Source organism: Achromobacter xylosoxidans, assembly GCF_001457475.1.
GTDB classification, from domain to species: domain Bacteria; phylum Pseudomonadota; class Gammaproteobacteria; order Burkholderiales; family Burkholderiaceae_B; genus Achromobacter; species Achromobacter xylosoxidans.
On sequence record NZ_LN831029.1, the window covers coordinates 5,196,188 to 5,213,661 of the forward strand.

Genomic DNA, 17,474 nt, shown 5'->3' on the forward strand with positions numbered 1-17,474 from the left:
TCCTCTTCCCCCTATCTACCGCCTGGAGTCACTGTCATGCGCAAGCAAGACGCGTTCGATGTCATCTATACCCATACGGAAGGCGAGCCCCTGTGCATCGTGCACAGCGGCATTCCGTACCCCGCCGGCTCCACCATCCTGGAGAAGCGCGCGTTCCTGGAGCAGCACTACGACTGGCTGCGCAAGGCGCTGATGCGCGAGCCGCGCGGCCACAAGGACATGTTCGGCGTGTTCCTGACGCCGCCGTCCAGCCCCGAGTACGACGCCGGCCTGATCTACATCGACGGCACCGAGTATTCGCACATGTGCGGCCACGGCACCATCGCGGTCAGCATGGCCATGGTGGCCAACGGCCTGGTGCCACGCGGCCAGGACGGCATCACCCGCATCCGCTTCGAGACCACCGCCGGCCTGGTGGTGTCGGAAGTGGCCTCGGAAGGCGACAACGTGCTGTGGACGCGCTTCGAGAACGTGCCGGCCTATGTCGCGGCGCAGGACATCCCGGTGGAATTGCCGGGCTACGGCAAGCTGTCGGCCGACATCGTCTGGGGCGGCAACTACTTCGGCATCGTCGACCTGTCGAACTGCGACCTGCGCATCTCGCCCGACAACGGCACCGAGCTGTCGCGCATGGGCCTGATCGTGCGCGACCAGCTCAATGCCCGCCAGCGCATCCAGCATCCGACCGAAGCGCACATCAACAACCTGAACTTCATCACGTTCTGGCACCAGCCGACGATCGAGGGCGCGTTCTACAAGAACGTGCACGTGTTCAGCGCCGGCCAGCTCGACCGCTCGCCCGGCGGCACCGGCACCAGCGCGATGATGGCCATGTTCGAGGCGCGCGGCAAGATGGGGCTGAACCAGCCGATCAGGTCCGAAGGCCTGCTGGGCAGCGGCACCTTCGAGGGCTGCCTGCTGGGCGAGGTCGACCTGAACGGCACCCGCGCGGTGCGGCCGACGGTGAAGGGCACGGCCAGCATCCTGGGCACGGCGCGCTGGGTCATCGACAAGAACGATCCGGTGGGCGCGGGATTCCTGATCCGCTGAGGACGCGCGGCGGCCGGCGATGGCGCGGCGTCAGACCTTCAGCGCCGCGCCCGCCGGCACCACGGATAGCCGCATGCCGACGGCATGCAGCACGGCCAGCAGCGTCTTGAGCGTCGGATTTCCCTGGGGCGAGAGCGCGCGGTACAGGGCCTCGCGCGAGATGCCCGCGGCCGCCGCGACGGCGGCGATGCCGCCATAGGCTTCCGCCACGTCGCGCAGCGCCAGCAGTCCGGCGGCGCGATGATCCGGATGGTCCAGCTCTTCCAGCGCCGCCTTCAGGTATTCGACCGCGAAGTCGTGATCCTCGCGCAATTCGGCGATGGTCTCCGCAGTATGGGAAATCGACGTGATGTCATGTTGGCGATTGTTCATGCCTGCCTCTGCTTCCAGTCCGCCCAATAACGCCTGGCCAGTTCGATGTCATGCCGCTGCGTGCCTTTCGCGCCCCCGGCCAGCAGCACGATCAAGCGGGTGCCATGCCTGCCGGCATAGACGCGATAACCCGGACCGATATCCAGACGAAATTCGATGACACCTTGCCCAACGGCCCGCCAATCGCCCAGGAGACCGGCGCCGATGCGCTTCAGGCGCACTTCGATCCATGCGCGCAGCTTGGCGTCGCCGAGTTCGCGCAACCACACGCCGAATGGCGATATGCCCTGCGCGGTCACGTAGCGCCGCAACTCAATCGTCGCGACGGCCATGGTGTAGCTTATAAGTTACAGAGAAATTATCAAGCGGGCAACCGGCTTTGATCATGAACGGATATATCGGAATCAAATGACATTCCGCGATGATCCCGTCCGCGCCGCTGTCCACGCTATTGTGGCCGACCGCAACGCTATGGCCGGCAAACTTGCGGCAATCCCGTCGCCGGGCTTAGGATGGAGCCACGGCCAGACCGTGCGCCGGCTGAAGGCGCCCGGCACGGACTCGGGCCGGCGCGTGAACCTTGCCAGCGATTCGGGAGCACATCGTGAAGAAAGTTGCTGAGATTCTCAGGGAAAAGGCCAACCCCGCCGTCGTGACCGTCTCACCGGACTCGTCCGTGTACGACGCCATCAAAACCATGGCCGAGCGCAGTATCGGCGCCGTGGTGGTGGCGCAGGGCGACGAGGTGCTGGGCATGCTGACCGAGCGCGACTACGCCCGCAAGATCGTGCTGCAGGACCGCTCGTCGCGTACCACCAAGGTGCGCGAAATCATGACCGATTCCGTCTTCTACGTGCGTCCGGAAGACACCCGAGAACACTGCATGGCGCTGATGACCGAACGTCACTTCCGCCATCTGCCGGTCATCCAGGACCAGAAGCTGGTCGGCCTGGTTTCCATCGGCGACCTGGTCAAGGACGTCATGAGCGAACAGAAGTTCATCATCACCGAACTCGAACGCTACATCACCGGCGAGCGCGGCTGAACGCCATCTCCGGCATCACCGGGGGCCTCGCGGCTAGCCCGCCGCGAGGAGCCGCGACGCCGGCACCACCAGGCCCAGGCCGGCCGCCAGCAGCAGCACGAACACCATCCGCTTGACGGTCTTCATCGACCCGGCGGTGGCATAGCGGCGCGCCACCCACGTCACGCCGATCACCACCGGCAGGGCCTGCAGGCTCAGCCAGAACGAGGTCGCCATGAAGGCGCCCTGTCCCGCCACCAGCGTCAGGCGCACGACGGCATTCAGCGAAAACAGCACCAGCAGGCTGTTGCGGATCGACGCCAGAGGCAGCGGCTGGCGGTACAGGTGATAGACCATGGGCGGCCCGGCGCTGGAGAACAGGCCGCCCAGCACGCCCGAAACGCCGCCGAAGAACAGAAACGACGCGCGCGACGAGAGGCGCGCCAGGGGCTGGGCGCGCGCCACCAGCAATACGGCGCAGGCCATGATGGTGAGGCCCAGCAGCAATTGCAGCAGCACCGCCATGGCGCCACCGATCCAGGCGAGCGCGGCCACGCCCACCGCCACGCCCGCCAGGCTGCTGAGCAGCGCCGGCGCCATCAACGGCCAGTTGACCTGGGGCTTGGCGCGCGCCAGCGTAACCACGGCGTTCACCAGCGAGAGGACGCTGACCACATTGGCCACCTCGGACACGGACGCCAGCTGGAACACCCCGGACAGGCCCAGCAGCACCAGGCCAAAGGCGAAACCGGTCATGGTCTGGGCGTACGTCGCCAGCGCCACGCAGGCGAGGAACAACACGTGTTGGAGGATGCTCATGCTGGGGCGGAGCCTGACCTGCCTCGGCTCGGCCCCGCCGCGAAATATCGCGATCCGGAGCGGAACGACTTGGGAGAAACGGCGTATCTAGAGGGGTGTTCGACGCCGGCGATGATAGCACCGGGTCCAGGGCTTGCCGGGCGGTTTTCCTACATTTTGTAATAATCAGATGCGCTCATGCACCCCGTCCGCCGCGCCCGGCCGCTATCCTTGCCGCCCAGTAAGCCCGCCGCGCCCGGGCGGGCCGCGCCATCCCGGCGCCACCCCGGACGCGGCCCGCCCGTCCCCACGCATGACACCCAAACAGACCACGATCAATACGGTGACGCTGACCTGCTCGACCTGCGGCAGCGCCCAGTTCACCAAGCTGGACACCAACGAGTACCAGTGCAGCCATTGCCACGCCGTCACCCTGGTCGAGGACAACGTCGCCCAGCGCCTGGAGAAGATTCTGCGCGGCATGCAGCAGCCGGCGCCAGCAGCCAGGCTGCAGCCCGGCGCGGTCATCGCGATCGGGCTGGTGGTGCTTGCCGCCATCCTGGTGCCGGTCACCGCCTCGTTGTTCACCAGTGGTTCGTCGACCCGCCCGCCTTCGCGCGCGGCGCCTCCGCCGATCGATGCGGCGCTGGTCAAGCTGACGGATGTGCAGGAGGTGCGTTCGCGCGGCCGTAGCCAACTGGTGATGCTGATGCGCAACGAGACCGGCAAGAAGATCGATGCGCCGCGCGTCACCGCCACGTTCTACCAGGGCGAGCTGACCCTGTCGTCCTCCTCGGGTTCGCCGATGGCGCGCACCCTGCTGCCGGGCGAATACACCCCGGTGACGATCTCCCTGCCGGACACCGCCTATAGCCGCTACGTCCTGAAGCCGGCCACGCCGTCGCTGGCGCACAGCAACGCCCGCGAGGTCGCCGCCGACAAAGTGCAGTTGGTGCGCAACGATGGCGCCTATCGGCTGGTGGGCCTGCTGCGCAACAAGGGCACGGCCGCGGCCAGCAGCACCCAGGTGACGGTGATGCTGTACGGCGAGGACGGCAAGCTGATCGGCACCGGCAATGGCTACGGGTCGGCCAGTCCGCTCGCCCCCGGCGCGCTGACCTCGTTCGACGTGCGCTGCGACATGCTGGCCGAAGGCAAGGTCGGATCCTACGATTACATGGTGCAAAGTGAAGGCTGACCGTTCCCCCGCACGGCCCCTGTCGCGGCCCGCCCGGGCCGGGCTGGTGCTGATCATCCTGGCCGCCGGCGGCTATGCCCTGGCCAAGTACAACGGCCTGCTGCCCTGGGACGCGCCCAAGGCAGCCCAGGCCGCGCCGGCGCCCGCCGCCACGGCGCCGGTTCCCGAAGGCCCCGCCAGCCGCATCGTGCGTGTCAGCCCCGCCAACCCACGCATCATCGACGATGTGCGATTGACCACGGCCGAACTGCTGGATCCGGACTTCGCCCTTTTCGATCCGGCGGCGCTGGCCTTGTCGCCGCCGCGCCGCCTGCTCGACGAGATCGAACGTCCGCTGCTGCTGGCCGAGGTGGTCAACCGCAGCGACAAGTACGTGGCGTTGTCGCCGGGTATGGAGATCTCGGTGTTCGACGGCTCGCGCCCCCTGCGTCTGCGCCAGGAATGGTCGCTGCCGGCCATGCTCTATCCCGGCGAGCGCATTCCGGTGCTGTTGAACGGCGAGAATTTCGAGCGCTATTCCGAGGTCAAGACCCACTGGAAGCCGGCCAAGCGCGCGGCCCTGCCCGGCTCGCGCCCGGCGCTGGACATCAGCGTCGAGAACACCGAGGCCGGCATCGGCACCGGCACCCTGAATTTCACCTACCGCTATCGCTACAAGTACGTCACCGTGCATGGCCGGGTGCGCAACAACGACAACGCCGAGATCGACAACGTCAAGGTCTGGGTCAGCCTCTACGACGCCCAGGACAAGCTGACCGGCGCGCGCTATTCGGAGCTGCGCCTGCCCAAGCTCAAGCCGGGCGAGAGCGCGCCGTTCCAGCTGGACGTCAAGCAGTATGGCGCCAACTTCGCCCGCGTGGGCGTGGTATACGACGCCAAGGCCAACTGAGCCACGGGCGGCGCGGCCCGCCCGCAATTGATCGAGGCAGCGCAAAGGCACCGTTACTCCACCGCGGCTATGGTGCCTGACGCAGCGCGCCCGCGACGTCCCGCCCGGGACGCCCCCCGGCGCGGAAGGCCGAATCGACCCCATTTTCAGGCTCGCCGGACCGCCACCGCCATGCCGGGCGACGCCCCGGCGTGGCCCGCAGGCAACGTCTATCGACCCAAGTCTTATATAAGATATAAGACATTTGCTAGCGGCCCCCTCTTCCCTCTACAATTCCGGCGACAACCCTTCTTCCAACCCGACTTTGAGCAGGCCTCACATGCTGGATACTTACCGCCAACACGTTGCCGAACGCGCGGCCCTGGGGATTCCCCCGCTGCCCCTGACGGCAAAACAAACCGCTGAACTGATCGAACTGCTGAAGAACCCGCCCGCGGGCGAAGAGCAGAACCTGGTCGATCTGCTGACCCACCGTGTTCCGGCCGGCGTGGACGATGCCGCCAAGGTCAAGGCCTCGTATCTGGCCGCCGTGGCCCTGGGCACCGAAGCTTGTGCCCTGATCAGCCGCGCCAAGGCGACCGAACTGCTCGGCACCATGCTGGGCGGCTACAACATTGGCCCGCTGGTCCAACTGCTCGACGACAAGGAAATCGGCACGATCGCCGCCGACGCCCTGAAAAAGACCCTGCTGATGTTCGACGCCTTCCACGACGTCAAGGAAAAGGCCGACAAGGGCAACGCCAACGCCAAGTCCGTGATGCAGAGCTGGGCCGACGCCGAGTGGTTCACCAGCCGCCCCGAACTGCCCGAAAGCCTGACCATCACGGTCTTCAAGGTGCCCGGCGAAACCAACACCGACGACCTGTCGCCGGCCCCGGACGCCACCACCCGCCCCGACATCCCGATGCACGCCCTGGCGATGCTCAAGAACAAGCGCGACGGCGCCGCCTTCCAACCGGAAGAAGACGGCAAGCGCGGTCCCGTGAAGTTCATCGAATCGCTGAAGGAAAAGGGCCACCTGGTCGCCTACGTCGGCGACGTGGTCGGCACCGGCTCCTCGCGCAAGTCGGCCACCAACTCGGTGCTGTGGTTCACCGGCGAAGACATCCCCTTCGTGCCGAACAAGCGTTTCGGCGGCGTGTGCCTGGGCAACAAGATCGCCCCGATCTTCTACAACACCATGGAAGACGCCGGCGCCCTGCCGATCGAACTCGACGTTTCCAAGATGGAAATGGGCGACGTGGTCGAGCTGCGCCCCTATGAAGGCAAGGCCATCAAGAACGGCGAAGTCATCGCCGAATTCGAAGTGAAGTCCGACGTGCTGTTCGACGAAGTGCGCGCCGGCGGCCGCATTCCGCTGATCATCGGCCGCGGCCTGACCGCCAAGGCGCGCGAAGCGCTGGGCCTGGCCCCGTCGACGCTGTTCCGCCTGCCCAAGGACCCGGCCGACACCGGCAAGGGCTTCTCGCTGGCCCAGAAGATGGTCGGCCGCGCCTGCGGCCTGCCGGAAGGCCGCGGCATCCGTCCGGGCACCTACTGCGAACCGAAGATGACCTCGGTCGGCAGCCAGGACACCACCGGCCCCATGACCCGCGACGAACTCAAGGACCTGGCCTGCCTGGGCTTCTCGGCCGACCTGGTGATGCAGTCGTTCTGCCACACCGCCGCCTACCCGAAGCCCGTGGACGTCAAGACGCACCACACGCTGCCCGAGTTCATCAGCACCCGCGGCGGCGTCTCGCTGCGTCCGGGCGACGGCGTGATCCACTCGTGGCTCAACCGCATGCTGTTGCCCGACACCGTCGGCACCGGCGGCGACTCGCACACCCGCTTCCCCATCGGCATCTCGTTCCCGGCTGGTTCGGGCCTGGTCGCCTTCGCCGCCGCCACCGGCGTGATGCCGCTGGACATGCCGGAATCGGTGCTGGTGCGCTTCAAGGGCAAGCTGCAACCCGGCGTCACCCTGCGTGACCTGGTCAACGCGATCCCGCTGTACGCCATCAAGCAGGGCCTGCTGACGGTCGCCAAGCAAGGCAAGAAGAACATCTTCTCCGGCCGCATCCTCGAAATCGAAGGCCTGCCCGACCTGAAGGTCGAACAAGCCTTCGAACTGTCGGACGCCTCGGCCGAGCGTTCGGCCGCCGGTTGCTCGGTGCGCCTGAACAAGGAACCGATCATCGAGTACATCAACAGCAACATCGTGATGCTCAAGTGGATGATCGCCAACGGCTACGAAGACGAGCGCACGCTGGGCCGCCGCATCAAGGCGATGGAAGCCTGGCTGGCCAATCCCCAGCTGCTGGAACCGGACGCCGACGCCGAATACGCCGCTGTCATCGAGATCGACCTGGCCGACGTGCACGAGCCCATCGTGGCCTGCCCGAACGACCCGGACGACGTCAAGACGCTGTCGGAAGTCGCCGGCGCCAAGATCGACGAAGTGTTCATCGGCAGCTGCATGACCAACATCGGCCACTTCCGCGCGGCGTCCAAGCTGCTCGAAGGCAAGCGCGACATCCCGGTCAAGCTGTGGGTGGCCCCGCCCACCAAGATGGATGCCACCCAGCTGACCGAGGAAGGCCACTACGGCGTGTTCGGCACCGCCGGCGCCCGCACCGAAATGCCGGGCTGCTCGCTGTGCATGGGCAACCAGGCGCAGGTCCGCGAAGGCGCGACGGTGATGTCCACCAGCACCCGCAACTTCCCGAACCGCCTGGGCAAGAACACCAACGTGTACCTGGGTTCGGCCGAACTGGCCGCGATCTGCTCGAAGCTGGGCCGCATCCCGACCAAGGACGAGTACATGGCCGACATGGGCGTCATCAACAAGAGCGGCGACCAGATCTACCAGTACCTGAACTTCGACAAGATCGCCGACTACAAGGACGTGGCGGACGTGATCGAGGTGTAAACCTCGCCACGTAGGCTCGCCTGCGACACGGCCCCGGAGTGATCCGGGGCCGTTTTCATTGGCGCGGCCCACGGGTTTGGCGAAGCCGCAGATCGGACTGACACACCCTGCCATGCGTCCGAAAGTAGGGGACGGAACTTTCACGGCGATACGTTTTCATACAATCACCGCAAATCGTGACAAGCAAGACGTAACCGCCGCCCGCCGGCACCGGGAGAAAACCGCCAATGACACGGCTCTTGATGCCGCTGCCGCTGCTGACCGCGCTGGCCGGCTGCGCCACCGCCCCGCCCTCGAATCCCGAGAACATCTGCGCCATCTTCCGCGAAAAGCCGGATTGGCACGACGCCGCGCTGAAGGTGCAGAAGAAATGGGGCGCGCCGGTGCCGGTGCCGATGGCGATGATGTACCAGGAATCCAGCTTCAAGCAGGACGCGGTGCCGCCGCGCTATTACTTCCTGGGCATCATTCCGTGGGGCCGAGTCAGTTCCGCCTACGGCTACGCCCAGGCCAAGGACGAAACCTGGGCCGATTACAAGAAAGATGCCGGCGGCTGGGGCGCCAGCCGCGACAATTTCGCCGATGCGCTCGATTTCATGGGCTGGTACATGAACAAGACCCAGCGCCTGAATGGCATCTCCAAATGGGACGCCTATGGCCAGTACCTGAACTACCACGAGGGCTGGACCGGCTATCGCAACCGCAGCTACGACCGCAAGGCGTGGTTGAAGACCGTATCAAAGAAAGTGCAGGCGCGCGCCGACAAGTTCGCCAGCCAGTACAAGAGCTGCGAGAAGGACCTGACCCGCGGCGGCTGGTTCTTCTGAGCCGGCGAGCGGGACACGGCGCCAGGCGGCAGGCCGGGCACGCCCCGAGCGCCCGACGGGCGGCGTCGACGCGCCGCCCGGCAAGCTCTCAGGCCTGGACCCCCAGCCGGTAGACGACGGTGTCCAGCCGGCTGACGCCGCGTTCGGCGAACTTGGGTTCCTTGGCCAGGATGTCGCGGCGGTCGATGATGACCGCTGGCGACACGCCGGTGAACAGATTGCGCATCTCGGCGTCGACCACCGCGAATGGCGGCCCGTCCATTTCTTCCTGCGGATAGTCCAGGGTGATCAACAGCCCACGGTAGCCGGGCGCCAGCTGGCCATAGACGTGGCGCACATAGTCGCCGCGCATGTCGGCGGGCAGCGCCACCAGCGCGGCACGATCATACGCGCCCACGCAGTGCGACAGCAGCGGCGCGTCCAGCTTGAAGATGTCGCCGCAGATGATCTCGATATTGCCCGCCACGTAGCGCCTGCCATAGGCGCTCTCGTGGATCACCGGCTTGAGCTCATTCTCGGTGAAGAACTGCTCGACGGCCAATTGCGACAGTTCCACGCCCAGGACCTGGTAGCCCTGCGCCGCCAGCCAGACCATGTCCAGCGACTTGCCGCACAGCGGCACCAGCACCTTGCCGCCCGCGGGCACCGAGAGTGTCGGCCAGTATTTCTGCAACAGCGGCGTCACTCGTGTCTGATGAAAATGCGTGCGCCCGTCACGCCAGCGCTCCAACCAGAATTCCGCGTCCATGTTTGTTCTTGTCCTCCGGAAAAATAGCGAATCGCGCGATTCGCGGACAATGCCGCGCGCCGGTGCGCGGCATGGCAATACTCCCTGGATACTAACCGGCCGAAAGCCGATCGAGGTTTTGAACAGACGCCCGAAAGGCGCGCTTACCGGCATCCCGTGCCGGCCATGACCCGGGCAGCGTGCCGGACCGGCCGTCAAACCCGCTATTGTAGTGGTCGCGCCAGGGTGACGCGCGGGCGCCGCGCCGGTATGCTTTAGCCGGCCTGCCCCCACCGACGCGATCGACGTTTTCCAGGATCCGATGCCCGACGCCCAGCGCCTCCAGGACCTGCTCGCCCAATGTGCGCAACAGCGCGAATCCGCGCTGTCCGAACTGTACAGGCTTGCGTCCCCGCATCTGTTTGCGCTCGCCAGGCGTATGTTGAGAGACCAGGCAGCCGCCGAGGACGTGCTGCAGGAATGTTTCGTTTCGATCTGGCGCCAGGCCGGCCAATACCGCGCCGAGCAGAGCCAGGCGATGACCTGGATGACCCGCATCGTCCGCAACCGTTGCATCGACCGGTTGCGGCGTCCAGGCATCGAACTGCCAGACCCCGACGATAGCTTGACGCTGGCCATGGCGGACGACGCGCCCGGCCCGCTGGCCCGCCTGTCCGCCAGCCGCGACGGCGAGCGACTGGCCGACTGCATGGGGCAGCTGGAAGGCCCGCAGCGGGTAGCGATCGCCATGGCGTTCTTCGACGACATGGCGCATCCGGACATCGCCGCCCGCCTGGATGCGCCGCTGGGAACCATAAAAAGCTGGATACGCCGCGGCCTGCTGCGGCTCAAGAGGTGCCTGGAATGAACTATCGCGATCCCGACCTGCAGGACCGCCTGGCCGCTGAATACGTGCTCGGCGGCCTGCGCGCGGGCGCGCGGCGGCGCTTCATGCAGTTGATGCGGGAAGACGCCGCGCTGCGCCGGGCGGTGGCCGAATGGGAGGAACGGCTGTTGCCACTGGCGCTGGCCCTGCCGCCCGAAGCGCCGCCGCCGCGCGTCTGGCAGGCGGTACGGGCTCGCATCGCGGCGCCGCGCGACGCCGCACGCTCGTCCTGGCGCGGACTGACATGGTGGCGCACCCTGTCGGCCGGATTGGCCGCGGCCGTCGTGGTGCTGGCCTTCCTGACGCTGACGCCCACCCCGTCACCGCGCGAGCCGCAGACCATCGCCGTCCTCGCCGGAGACAAGACGCCTGCCCTGCTGGTGCTCAATCGCGTGTCGGATCAGCGCCTGGCTGTCCAGCCCATGCAGGACCTGACGGCGCTGGCCGACGGTCGCGCGCTGGAGCTGTGGGCCATTTCGCCGGGCCAGGCGCCGCGCTCGCTCGGGCTGCTGGCGCCCGGCGCCATCACCTTCATCACCCCCCGCCAACCGCCACGCCAGGGCGATACGGTGGCGGTCTCGCTCGAACCACCGGGCGGCGCGCCGCAGGGCGTTCCGACCGGTCCGATCGTGCTGAGTGGCAAGGTGATCTGAGCCCGCGCCACGGGCCGGCGCCAAATGGCTCCACCTAGGGTTTGTACTGATCAAGCGACTGCATCCAACGGCCCAGGCGCCGCGTATCTCCTGGTGACGGCCAACCAAAAAGGAGATCGTCATGAAACTGCTAGCCTCGCTTGCCATCGCCTGCTCTGCCCTGACCCTGTCGCCCGCCCATGCGGCCGACGTCATGGTGGGCGGACAACCGATGATGCCCGCCAGGAACATCGTCGCCAACGCGGTCAACTCCGCCGACCACACCACCCTGGTGGCGGCGGTCAAGGCCGCCGGCCTGGTCGATACCCTGCAGGGCAAGGGCCCCTTCACCGTGTTCGCGCCCACCAACGCCGCCTTCGCCAAGTTGCCGGCAGGGACCGTCGACAACCTGGTCAAGCCGGAGAACAAGGCGACTCTCGCCAAGATCCTCACCTACCACGTCGTTCCGGGAAAGCTGGACTTCGACGCGCTGGCCGCCCGGGCCAGGAAGGGCGGCGTCACGGAACTGGCCACCGCCAGCGGCGGCAAGCTCTGGGTCATGATGAACGGCAAGCACAACCTGGTCGTCAAGGACGAAAAGGGCGGCGTGGCCAATATCAGCACCTATGACGTCTACCAGTCCAACGGCGTGATCCATGTGATCGACACCGTGCTCATGCCCAAGTGATCGCGGCGAGCCTCGGAGAGCGGCCATGGGCCCGGCGGCAATGCCGGGCCCATGGCCGCGCGGCGTGCATGCCGGGATTTCGCGATATCGTAGGGGCTCCATCCTGAGCCTGGGGCCTGCATGCCGCCGATCGTGCCTTCATCTTCCCGCCGCCGCTTCACCCTGGCCCTGGCCGCGTTGGCCTGCGCGCCGTTGCGCGCCCGGGCGAGCCCGGGGCGCGACACCATTGTCAGGCAGGTGTTCCAGGCCGCCCCCGGGCAGATCCGCTATGGCGCGCAACACGCCGCGTTGATGCGGCGCCTGGGCGTGATCTGGATTCCGGTGGAATCGGGCGCGCCCGGCATCGAATTCGAGCATCCCCTGGGCGGCAGGGATACCTTGGCCGCGGCCATGGCGGCACTGGACACGCGCGACCCCGCGCTGGCGGCGCAACGGCTGGCGGAAGTCTGCCGGCTGGTGCCGACCTATGTTCGCCAGCTGGGACGGCTGGCGCCCGGCCGCTACGCCGTGCCGCCGGAGCGCCGGGAGATGTTCGACTTTCCCGACAGCGGCGTCGACGCGCAGGGCCGCTTCGAACTGCGGCGCGAGCACCTGACGCTGCTGCGCGCGGCCAGCTGGCGCGAAGCCGGCAAGGACGAACTGGAAGCGGTGCTGCGTGAAGGCGACGCCTTTTGGCCCATGCCGTTCATCGATGGCAAGCGCCCCTATGGCGACAGCAGCCACTACCAGATCGACATGGCGCGGCTGCTGGGAGAGCCTTACCCCATCGACGCCAAGGGCCGCGCCATCACCGACCCGGCCAGGGACGCCCGCCTCGAAAGCCTGCATTGGCAGACGGCAGCCGCGCTGCAGGTCTTTCTGGCACACGCCAAGGCCTGAGCCGCGCCCGGACCAGGCACCAGGGTCATGCAAAGCTAGGGGCGCGCAAAGAAATGGCGGATGTCGTCGGCCACCGGCACCGCCGCCAGAACCAGCAGGAACAACGCCAGCGGCAGGGTCGAGCCGAAACCGTAGTGGAAGAAGGAATAGGCGCCCACCACCCCGCCGCAGAAGAACAGCGTGACCAGCGTGCTGAGCACGATCAGCTTGCCACGGTCGGCCCGCACTCGCGGGCCGCCAGCCTTGTCGTCGTGAGCCAGATTCCAGTAGAACAGCTTGCCCAGCTCGATGCCGATGTCGGTGACCATGCCGGTCACGTGGGTCGTGCGGATCTCGGACTTGGACACCTTGGTGATCATCGCGTTCTGCAGGCCCATGATGTAGCACAGCAGCATCACCGTGCCCGGCACGTAGAACCAGCGCAGGTCCCCCAGGTTCGCGCCCAGCAGGCCGAAGGCCAGCAGCAGCAAGGCCTCGAGCACCAGGGGCAGCGCGAATTCGCTGGCCAGGTGCGAACGCCGCCCAAAGTTGATCAGCGAGGCCGACGTCGCCGCGCCCGCCAGGAACGACAGCAACGCGGCCAATCCCTGCAAGACCACTGCCACGCTGCCGAGCACCATGTGATCGGCCATCATCGAAACAATGCCGGACATGTGCGAGGTGTATTGCTGCACCGCCAGGAACCCGCCCGCGTTGACCGCCCCGGCGACGAAGGTGAGGAAGTAGGCCAGCCGCCGGTTGGCCTGCGGCGTGCGGCTGACCGCGGTGAGCTGGCGCAGGAAAGGAATGGCCATGGCGACGCGATACGCTAGCGCGTCGGGCGGTCCCACGGACCCACGTAGCCGGTGCGCGGCATGAGTTCGAGCGCGGCCAGCGATTTGTCACGCTGCGCCAGGGTGGCAACGCGCGCGGTGCGCGGCATACGGAGGCTCCCGGAAATAGGCGGCGCGGCCGGCTGGCCGGCCGCGCCTGGTTCCAGGATTCTACCCGCCCGGCCGCCCCTTCGGCAGGCGGCAGCCGCCGCCATCGACGCTTTACCAGCCCAAATCCGTTCACACGGCGTCGGACTCGCTCAGCTGCTTGCGCCGGAACTCGCCCTGGCGCGTGAACATCCAGCCCGGATATTCCGGCGGCAGGGCGCTGACCTTGTCCAGGGCCGCCAGTTCGTCGCCGGTCAAGCGGATGGCGGTGGCCGCGAGGTTGTCGTCCAGCTGGTCGACGCGCTTGGCGCCGATGATGACGCTGGTGACCGCTCGCTGATGGAGCAGCCAGGCCAGCGCAACCTGCGCCACCGACACGCCGCGCGCCTCGGCCACCTGGCGCAAGACGTCGATGCTGTCGAAGGCACGCTCGCGGTCGACCGGCGGGAAGTCAAACTGGGCGCGGCGGTCGCCGGCCGCGGCCTGGCCATCGCGGCCGTACTTGCCGGTGAGCAGGCCGCCCGCCAGCGGGCTCCACACCATCAGGCCGAGCCCCTCGCTTTGCAGCATGGGCACGATCTCGCGCTCCAGGTCGCGGCCGGCGATGGTGTAGTAGGCCTGCAGCGATTCGAAACGGGCCAGGCCCAGGCGCTCGGCGATGCCCAGCGCCTTCACGATCTGCCAGGCCGCCCAGTTGGATACCCCGACGTAGCGCACGTGCCCGTGCTGCACCAGATTGTCGAGCGCCCGCACCGTTTCCTCGATGGGCGTGGCCGGGTCAAAGCCATGAATCTGGTACAGGTCGATATGGTCCAGCTGCAGGCGCGCCAGGCTCTTCTTGACGCTGTCCATGATGTGAAAACGCGAATTGCCACGGGCATTGGCCCCTGGCCCGGTCTGGCCGAACACCTTGGTGGCGACGACCACATCGTCACGCGCCACCTTCAGGTCGCGCAGCGCCTGCCCGGTGATGATCTCGGAACGGCCTTCCGAATACACGTCGGCCGTGTCGATGAAGTTGACGCCCGCCTCCAGGGCACGGCCCACCAGCCGGTTGGCGTCCTCCTGCTGCAAGGCGCCGATCTTGCTCCACAACTCGCCTTCGCCGCCGAAGGTCATCGTGCCCAGGCACAATTCCGAAACGAACAGGCCGGTATTGCCGAATTTCTTGTACCGCATGAGTGCACTCCTTCGCAGGCACGGCGCGGTACCGGCCCGGGATGGGACGGCGGCGGCGCACGGCCGGGGTGGAAACAGTATGCGGCGCCGCAGGGGCCGCCGGCGATGCTCGATCCTGCCCTTTTTTTGCCCGATCCTCCGGCCCGGCCGCCCCCCTCCCTGGCATGCGCCCGATCCTCCATGTTTTTTGCCTATTCCTCCGCACCCACTTGCCGGATGGCACGCAGGCTCGCTGGTTGGATCTACACTCGACGACGCCTGATCCTCCGGCGCCCCGCCCGCCACGCGCGCGCAAGGGCGCCTTGCCCGGAGCCCCTCCATGCCTCCCGTCCCCACCGACACGATCACCCCGCCGAATGCCGTTTTCGAACCCGCCCGGCACGAACTGCTGTGCCTGCTCGAGCGCATGACCGGCACGCTCGAAGGCTCGCTCGATACACCCATCGAAGGCCTGTTCCTGCACCGCATCTCGCAGCCGACCGGCCCCAAGCCCGCCTTGCAAAAGGCGGCGCTGGCCGTCATCGCGCAAGGATCCAAGCGGGTGCTGATCGGTGACGAAGCCTACGAGTACGATCCGTTCCACTACCTGATCTCCTCAGTCGACCTGCCGGTGGTAGCCAAGGTCTCGGTGGCCAGCCCGACCCTGCCCTACCTGGGCTTGCGGCTGGACCTGAACCCAGAGGAAATCACCGCCCTGATCAGCGACGAGAACCTGCCGCCGCTGGTGCCGGCCGAAGCCTCGCGCGCCATGTGCGTCAATCCGCTGGGCGGCACCCTGCTGGACGTGATGCTGCGCCTGCTCCGCCTGCTCGATACGCCACGCGACATCCCCATCCTGGCGCCCATGGTCAAGCGCGAACTGCTGTACCGCCTGCTGATGAACGGCCAGGGCGTGGTGCTGCGCCAGACCGTGCTGCAGGACAGCCAGCTCAATCGGGTGGCCAAGGCGATCCGCATCCTGCGCGACAACTACGCGCTGCCATTGCGGGTCGAGGAAATCGCCCGCGACGTGCATATGAGCGTGTCATCACTGCATCATCATTTCAAGCAGGCCACCGCCATGAGCCCGCTGCAGTACCAGAAGCACCTGCGGCTGCAGGAGGCGCGCCGGCTGATGCTGACCGATGATGCCGGCGTGGCCCTGGCGGCCCATGCGGTCGGCTACGAGAGTTCGTCGCAGTTCAGCCGTGAATACAGCCGCCTGTTCGGCACGCCGCCCTTGCGCGACAAACAGCGCTGGAAGGACGAAGCGCTGGCGGCTGCCTGATCCTGCGACGCACGGCCGCAGCCGCACAGCCACCCGGCTCGGGCCTCCAGGCGACGCGACGCGGAGCGCCTGACCGGGAATCGGCGATATGCTTGGGGACTCCCCACTGCGAATGCCGGCGCCCCCATGCAAGACCTGAACGACCTCTACTACTTCGTGCAAGTGGTGCGCAACGGCGGCTTCGCGCCGGCCGGACGCGCGCTCGACATCCCCAAATCGCGCCTCAGCCGGCGGATCGCGCTGCTGGAAGAACGGCTCGGCGTACGGCTGATCCAGCGCTCCACGCGTACCTTCGCGGTCACGGAGCTGGGCCAGGAATATTTCGAGCAGTGCCTCTCGATGCTGGCTGGCGCGGAGGCGGCGCAGGAAGTCATCGACCGCACCCACGCCGAGCCGCAAGGCACCATCCGCATGAGCGCGCCACCGGCGTTGATCTATTATTTCCTGGGCGACATGGTGGCGCGCTTCATGGAGCAGTGTCCCAAGGTGAACGTGTACCTGAAGAGCTTCAGCCGGCCCGTGGACGTGCTGCGCGAGGGTTACGACCTGGCGGTACGGGTGCGCTTTGGCCAGATCGAAAGCAGCGATCTGGTGATGAAGCACCTGGGCGTTGGACGCCAGTGCCTGGTGGCCAGCCCCGCACTGGCGCAGCGCCTGCCCGCGTCGGCCGATCCGCAACAACTCAGCCAGCTGCCGACGCTGGCGCTGGGGCCCGAGCAGCGCGAATCCGTCTGGAGACTGGATGGCGCCGATGGCGCGCGCCTGGAGGTGCCTTACTCGCCGCGGTTCGTCACCGACGACATGCTGGCCTTGAAGCAGGCCGCGCTACGCGGCGTGGGCGTCGTCGCCTTGCCGATGGTCATGATCCACGACGAACTGGATGCGGGGCGCCTGGTGAACGTGGGCGGCCCCTGGCAGCCCGAGCCGGGCAACGTGCACGCGGTCTTCCCCTCGCGTCGCGGCCTGCTGCCGGCGGTGCGCGAACTGCTGGATTTCATGGCGGAGCAATATCACGGCATCAGCGAACTTGAGATCCAGGCGCAGCGCCGTCATTGCCCCCAGATCGCTCAAGAGGCATATATATCGTCCCAGGAATAGAACGCTGAGGATCGCTTTGAACCACTACCGACATGTTCCCCGGCTAATCTAGGATGCAGGCTACAGACTCAAGATCCTGACCACGGCGCGGCCCTGGGCCCCGCCTCCCTCACGCAACCGGAGCAAAGC

Annotated in this window: 17 protein-coding genes and 1 pseudogene; 12 read left to right on the plus strand and 6 right to left on the minus strand. The window is 67.1% G+C overall.

Annotation, left to right across the window (positions count from 1 at the left end):
* The first annotated feature begins 36 nt into the window (after window positions 1-36).
* A complete protein-coding gene (locus tag AT699_RS23390) occupies window positions 37-1,050 on the plus strand; it encodes a proline racemase family protein (protein ID WP_006383928.1) in 1,014 nt (337 codons plus the stop codon).
* A gap of 30 nt (window positions 1,051-1,080) precedes the next feature.
* Here AT699_RS23390 and AT699_RS23395 read toward each other — a convergent pair whose 3' ends face one another.
* Entirely contained in the window at window positions 1,081-1,422 is a 342-nt protein-coding gene (locus tag AT699_RS23395) for an addiction module antidote protein (protein WP_006383927.1), read from the minus strand.
* Window positions 1,419-1,754: a type II toxin-antitoxin system RelE/ParE family toxin gene (locus AT699_RS23400; protein WP_006383926.1), complete on the minus strand. Its 336-nt coding sequence runs from the start codon at window positions 1,752-1,754 to the stop codon at window positions 1,419-1,421. The genes AT699_RS23395 and AT699_RS23400 overlap by 4 nt, the downstream gene beginning before the upstream one ends.
* 272 nt (window positions 1,755-2,026) lie before the next feature.
* Here AT699_RS23400 and AT699_RS23405 point away from each other — a divergent pair, with 272 nt between their 5' ends.
* Window positions 2,027-2,467, plus strand: a complete 441-nt coding sequence (locus AT699_RS23405; protein ID WP_006383925.1) for a CBS domain-containing protein — start codon at window positions 2,027-2,029, stop codon at window positions 2,465-2,467.
* A gap of 33 nt (window positions 2,468-2,500) precedes the next feature.
* Here the strand turns inward: AT699_RS23405 and AT699_RS23410 are convergent, their stop codons facing one another.
* Complete coding sequence (locus AT699_RS23410; protein WP_024070032.1) at window positions 2,501-3,265, minus strand: TSUP family transporter; 765 nt, start codon at window positions 3,263-3,265, stop codon at window positions 2,501-2,503.
* 292 nt (window positions 3,266-3,557) lie between these two features.
* On the opposite strand from AT699_RS23410, the gene AT699_RS23415 reads away from it, so the two are divergent.
* The 4 genes from AT699_RS23415 to AT699_RS23430 all read left to right on the plus strand — a co-directional run bounded on the left by AT699_RS23415 (window position 3,558) and on the right by AT699_RS23430 (window position 9,069).
* Complete coding sequence (locus AT699_RS23415) at window positions 3,558-4,442, plus strand: FxLYD domain-containing protein (protein WP_006383923.1); 885 nt, start codon at window positions 3,558-3,560, stop codon at window positions 4,440-4,442.
* Window positions 4,432-5,331 carry an FxLYD domain-containing protein gene (locus AT699_RS23420; RefSeq protein WP_006383922.1) on the plus strand — a complete coding sequence of 300 codons (900 nt, stop codon included), beginning with the start codon at window positions 4,432-4,434 and terminating at the stop codon, window positions 5,329-5,331. Before AT699_RS23415 ends, AT699_RS23420 begins: the two co-directional genes overlap by 11 nt.
* A 319-nt stretch (window positions 5,332-5,650) precedes the next feature.
* A complete protein-coding gene (acnB, locus tag AT699_RS23425; protein ID WP_006383921.1) occupies window positions 5,651-8,242 on the plus strand; it encodes a bifunctional aconitate hydratase 2/2-methylisocitrate dehydratase in 2,592 nt (863 codons plus the stop codon).
* 227 nt (window positions 8,243-8,469) lie between these two features.
* Window positions 8,470-9,069, plus strand: a complete 600-nt coding sequence (locus AT699_RS23430; protein WP_006383920.1) for a transglycosylase SLT domain-containing protein — start codon at window positions 8,470-8,472, stop codon at window positions 9,067-9,069.
* Between the two features lie 88 nt (window positions 9,070-9,157).
* Here AT699_RS23430 and AT699_RS23435 read toward each other — a convergent pair whose 3' ends face one another.
* Window positions 9,158-9,817: a thiopurine S-methyltransferase gene (locus tag AT699_RS23435; RefSeq protein ID WP_024070033.1), complete on the minus strand. Its 660-nt coding sequence runs from the start codon at window positions 9,815-9,817 to the stop codon at window positions 9,158-9,160.
* A 301-nt stretch (window positions 9,818-10,118) separates the two neighbouring features.
* On the opposite strand from AT699_RS23435, the gene AT699_RS23440 reads away from it, so the two are divergent.
* From AT699_RS23440 to AT699_RS23455, 4 genes are all read left to right on the plus strand, one after another.
* Entirely contained in the window at window positions 10,119-10,664 is a 546-nt protein-coding gene (locus tag AT699_RS23440) for a sigma-70 family RNA polymerase sigma factor (protein ID WP_006383918.1), read from the plus strand.
* Window positions 10,661-11,335: an anti-sigma factor gene (locus AT699_RS23445; protein ID WP_006383917.1), complete on the plus strand. Its 675-nt coding sequence runs from the start codon at window positions 10,661-10,663 to the stop codon at window positions 11,333-11,335. Before AT699_RS23440 ends, AT699_RS23445 begins: the two co-directional genes overlap by 4 nt.
* A 121-nt stretch (window positions 11,336-11,456) precedes the next feature.
* Entirely contained in the window at window positions 11,457-12,002 is a 546-nt protein-coding gene (locus AT699_RS23450) for a fasciclin domain-containing protein (protein WP_006383916.1), read from the plus strand.
* Between the two features lie 120 nt (window positions 12,003-12,122).
* Window positions 12,123-12,881 carry a hypothetical protein gene (locus AT699_RS23455; RefSeq protein WP_006383915.1) on the plus strand — a complete coding sequence of 253 codons (759 nt, stop codon included), beginning with the start codon at window positions 12,123-12,125 and terminating at the stop codon, window positions 12,879-12,881.
* Window positions 12,882-12,937: 56 nt separating this feature from the next.
* On the opposite strand, the pseudogene AT699_RS23460 reads toward AT699_RS23455, so the two are convergent.
* Both AT699_RS23460 and AT699_RS23465 read right to left on the minus strand, forming a co-directional pair.
* Window positions 12,938-13,675: pseudogene (locus AT699_RS23460) on the minus strand (YoaK family protein); the annotation flags it as partial.
* Between the two features lie 258 nt (window positions 13,676-13,933).
* The gene (locus AT699_RS23465; RefSeq protein WP_006383913.1) at window positions 13,934-14,980 is read right to left on the minus strand and encodes an aldo/keto reductase; all 1,047 of its coding nucleotides are present in this window, start codon (window positions 14,978-14,980) and stop codon (window positions 13,934-13,936) included.
* A 319-nt stretch (window positions 14,981-15,299) separates the two neighbouring features.
* Here AT699_RS23465 and AT699_RS23470 point away from each other — a divergent pair, with 319 nt between their 5' ends.
* Together AT699_RS23470 and AT699_RS23475 are read left to right on the plus strand one after the other, a co-directional pair.
* Entirely contained in the window at window positions 15,300-16,247 is a 948-nt protein-coding gene (locus AT699_RS23470; RefSeq protein WP_006383912.1) for an AraC family transcriptional regulator, read from the plus strand.
* A gap of 126 nt (window positions 16,248-16,373) precedes the next feature.
* Complete coding sequence (locus tag AT699_RS23475; RefSeq protein ID WP_006383911.1) at window positions 16,374-17,345, plus strand: LysR substrate-binding domain-containing protein; 972 nt, start codon at window positions 16,374-16,376, stop codon at window positions 17,343-17,345.
* Window positions 17,346-17,474 lie beyond the last annotated feature (129 nt).

Coding starts and splice junctions, on each gene's coding strand:
- AT699_RS23400 (WP_006383926.1), bottom strand. CDS start 1,754: ATGGCCGTCGCGACGATTGAGTTGCGGCGCTACGTGACCGCGCAGGGC.
- AT699_RS23395 (WP_006383927.1), bottom strand. CDS start 1,422: ATGAACAATCGCCAACATGACATCACGTCGATTTCCCATACTGCGGAG.
- AT699_RS23470 (WP_006383912.1), top strand. CDS start 15,300: ATGCCTCCCGTCCCCACCGACACGATCACCCCGCCGAATGCCGTTTTC.
- AT699_RS23390 (WP_006383928.1), top strand. CDS start 37: ATGCGCAAGCAAGACGCGTTCGATGTCATCTATACCCATACGGAAGGC.
- acnB (WP_006383921.1), top strand. CDS start 5,651: ATGCTGGATACTTACCGCCAACACGTTGCCGAACGCGCGGCCCTGGGG.
- AT699_RS23415 (WP_006383923.1), top strand. CDS start 3,558: ATGACACCCAAACAGACCACGATCAATACGGTGACGCTGACCTGCTCG.
- AT699_RS23435 (WP_024070033.1), bottom strand. CDS start 9,817: ATGGACGCGGAATTCTGGTTGGAGCGCTGGCGTGACGGGCGCACGCAT.
- AT699_RS23440 (WP_006383918.1), top strand. CDS start 10,119: ATGCCCGACGCCCAGCGCCTCCAGGACCTGCTCGCCCAATGTGCGCAA.
- AT699_RS23465 (WP_006383913.1), bottom strand. CDS start 14,980: ATGCGGTACAAGAAATTCGGCAATACCGGCCTGTTCGTTTCGGAATTG.
- AT699_RS23455 (WP_006383915.1), top strand. CDS start 12,123: ATGCCGCCGATCGTGCCTTCATCTTCCCGCCGCCGCTTCACCCTGGCC.
- AT699_RS23430 (WP_006383920.1), top strand. CDS start 8,470: ATGACACGGCTCTTGATGCCGCTGCCGCTGCTGACCGCGCTGGCCGGC.
- AT699_RS23450 (WP_006383916.1), top strand. CDS start 11,457: ATGAAACTGCTAGCCTCGCTTGCCATCGCCTGCTCTGCCCTGACCCTG.
- AT699_RS23475 (WP_006383911.1), top strand. CDS start 16,374: ATGCAAGACCTGAACGACCTCTACTACTTCGTGCAAGTGGTGCGCAAC.
- AT699_RS23410 (WP_024070032.1), bottom strand. CDS start 3,265: ATGAGCATCCTCCAACACGTGTTGTTCCTCGCCTGCGTGGCGCTGGCG.
- AT699_RS23445 (WP_006383917.1), top strand. CDS start 10,661: ATGAACTATCGCGATCCCGACCTGCAGGACCGCCTGGCCGCTGAATAC.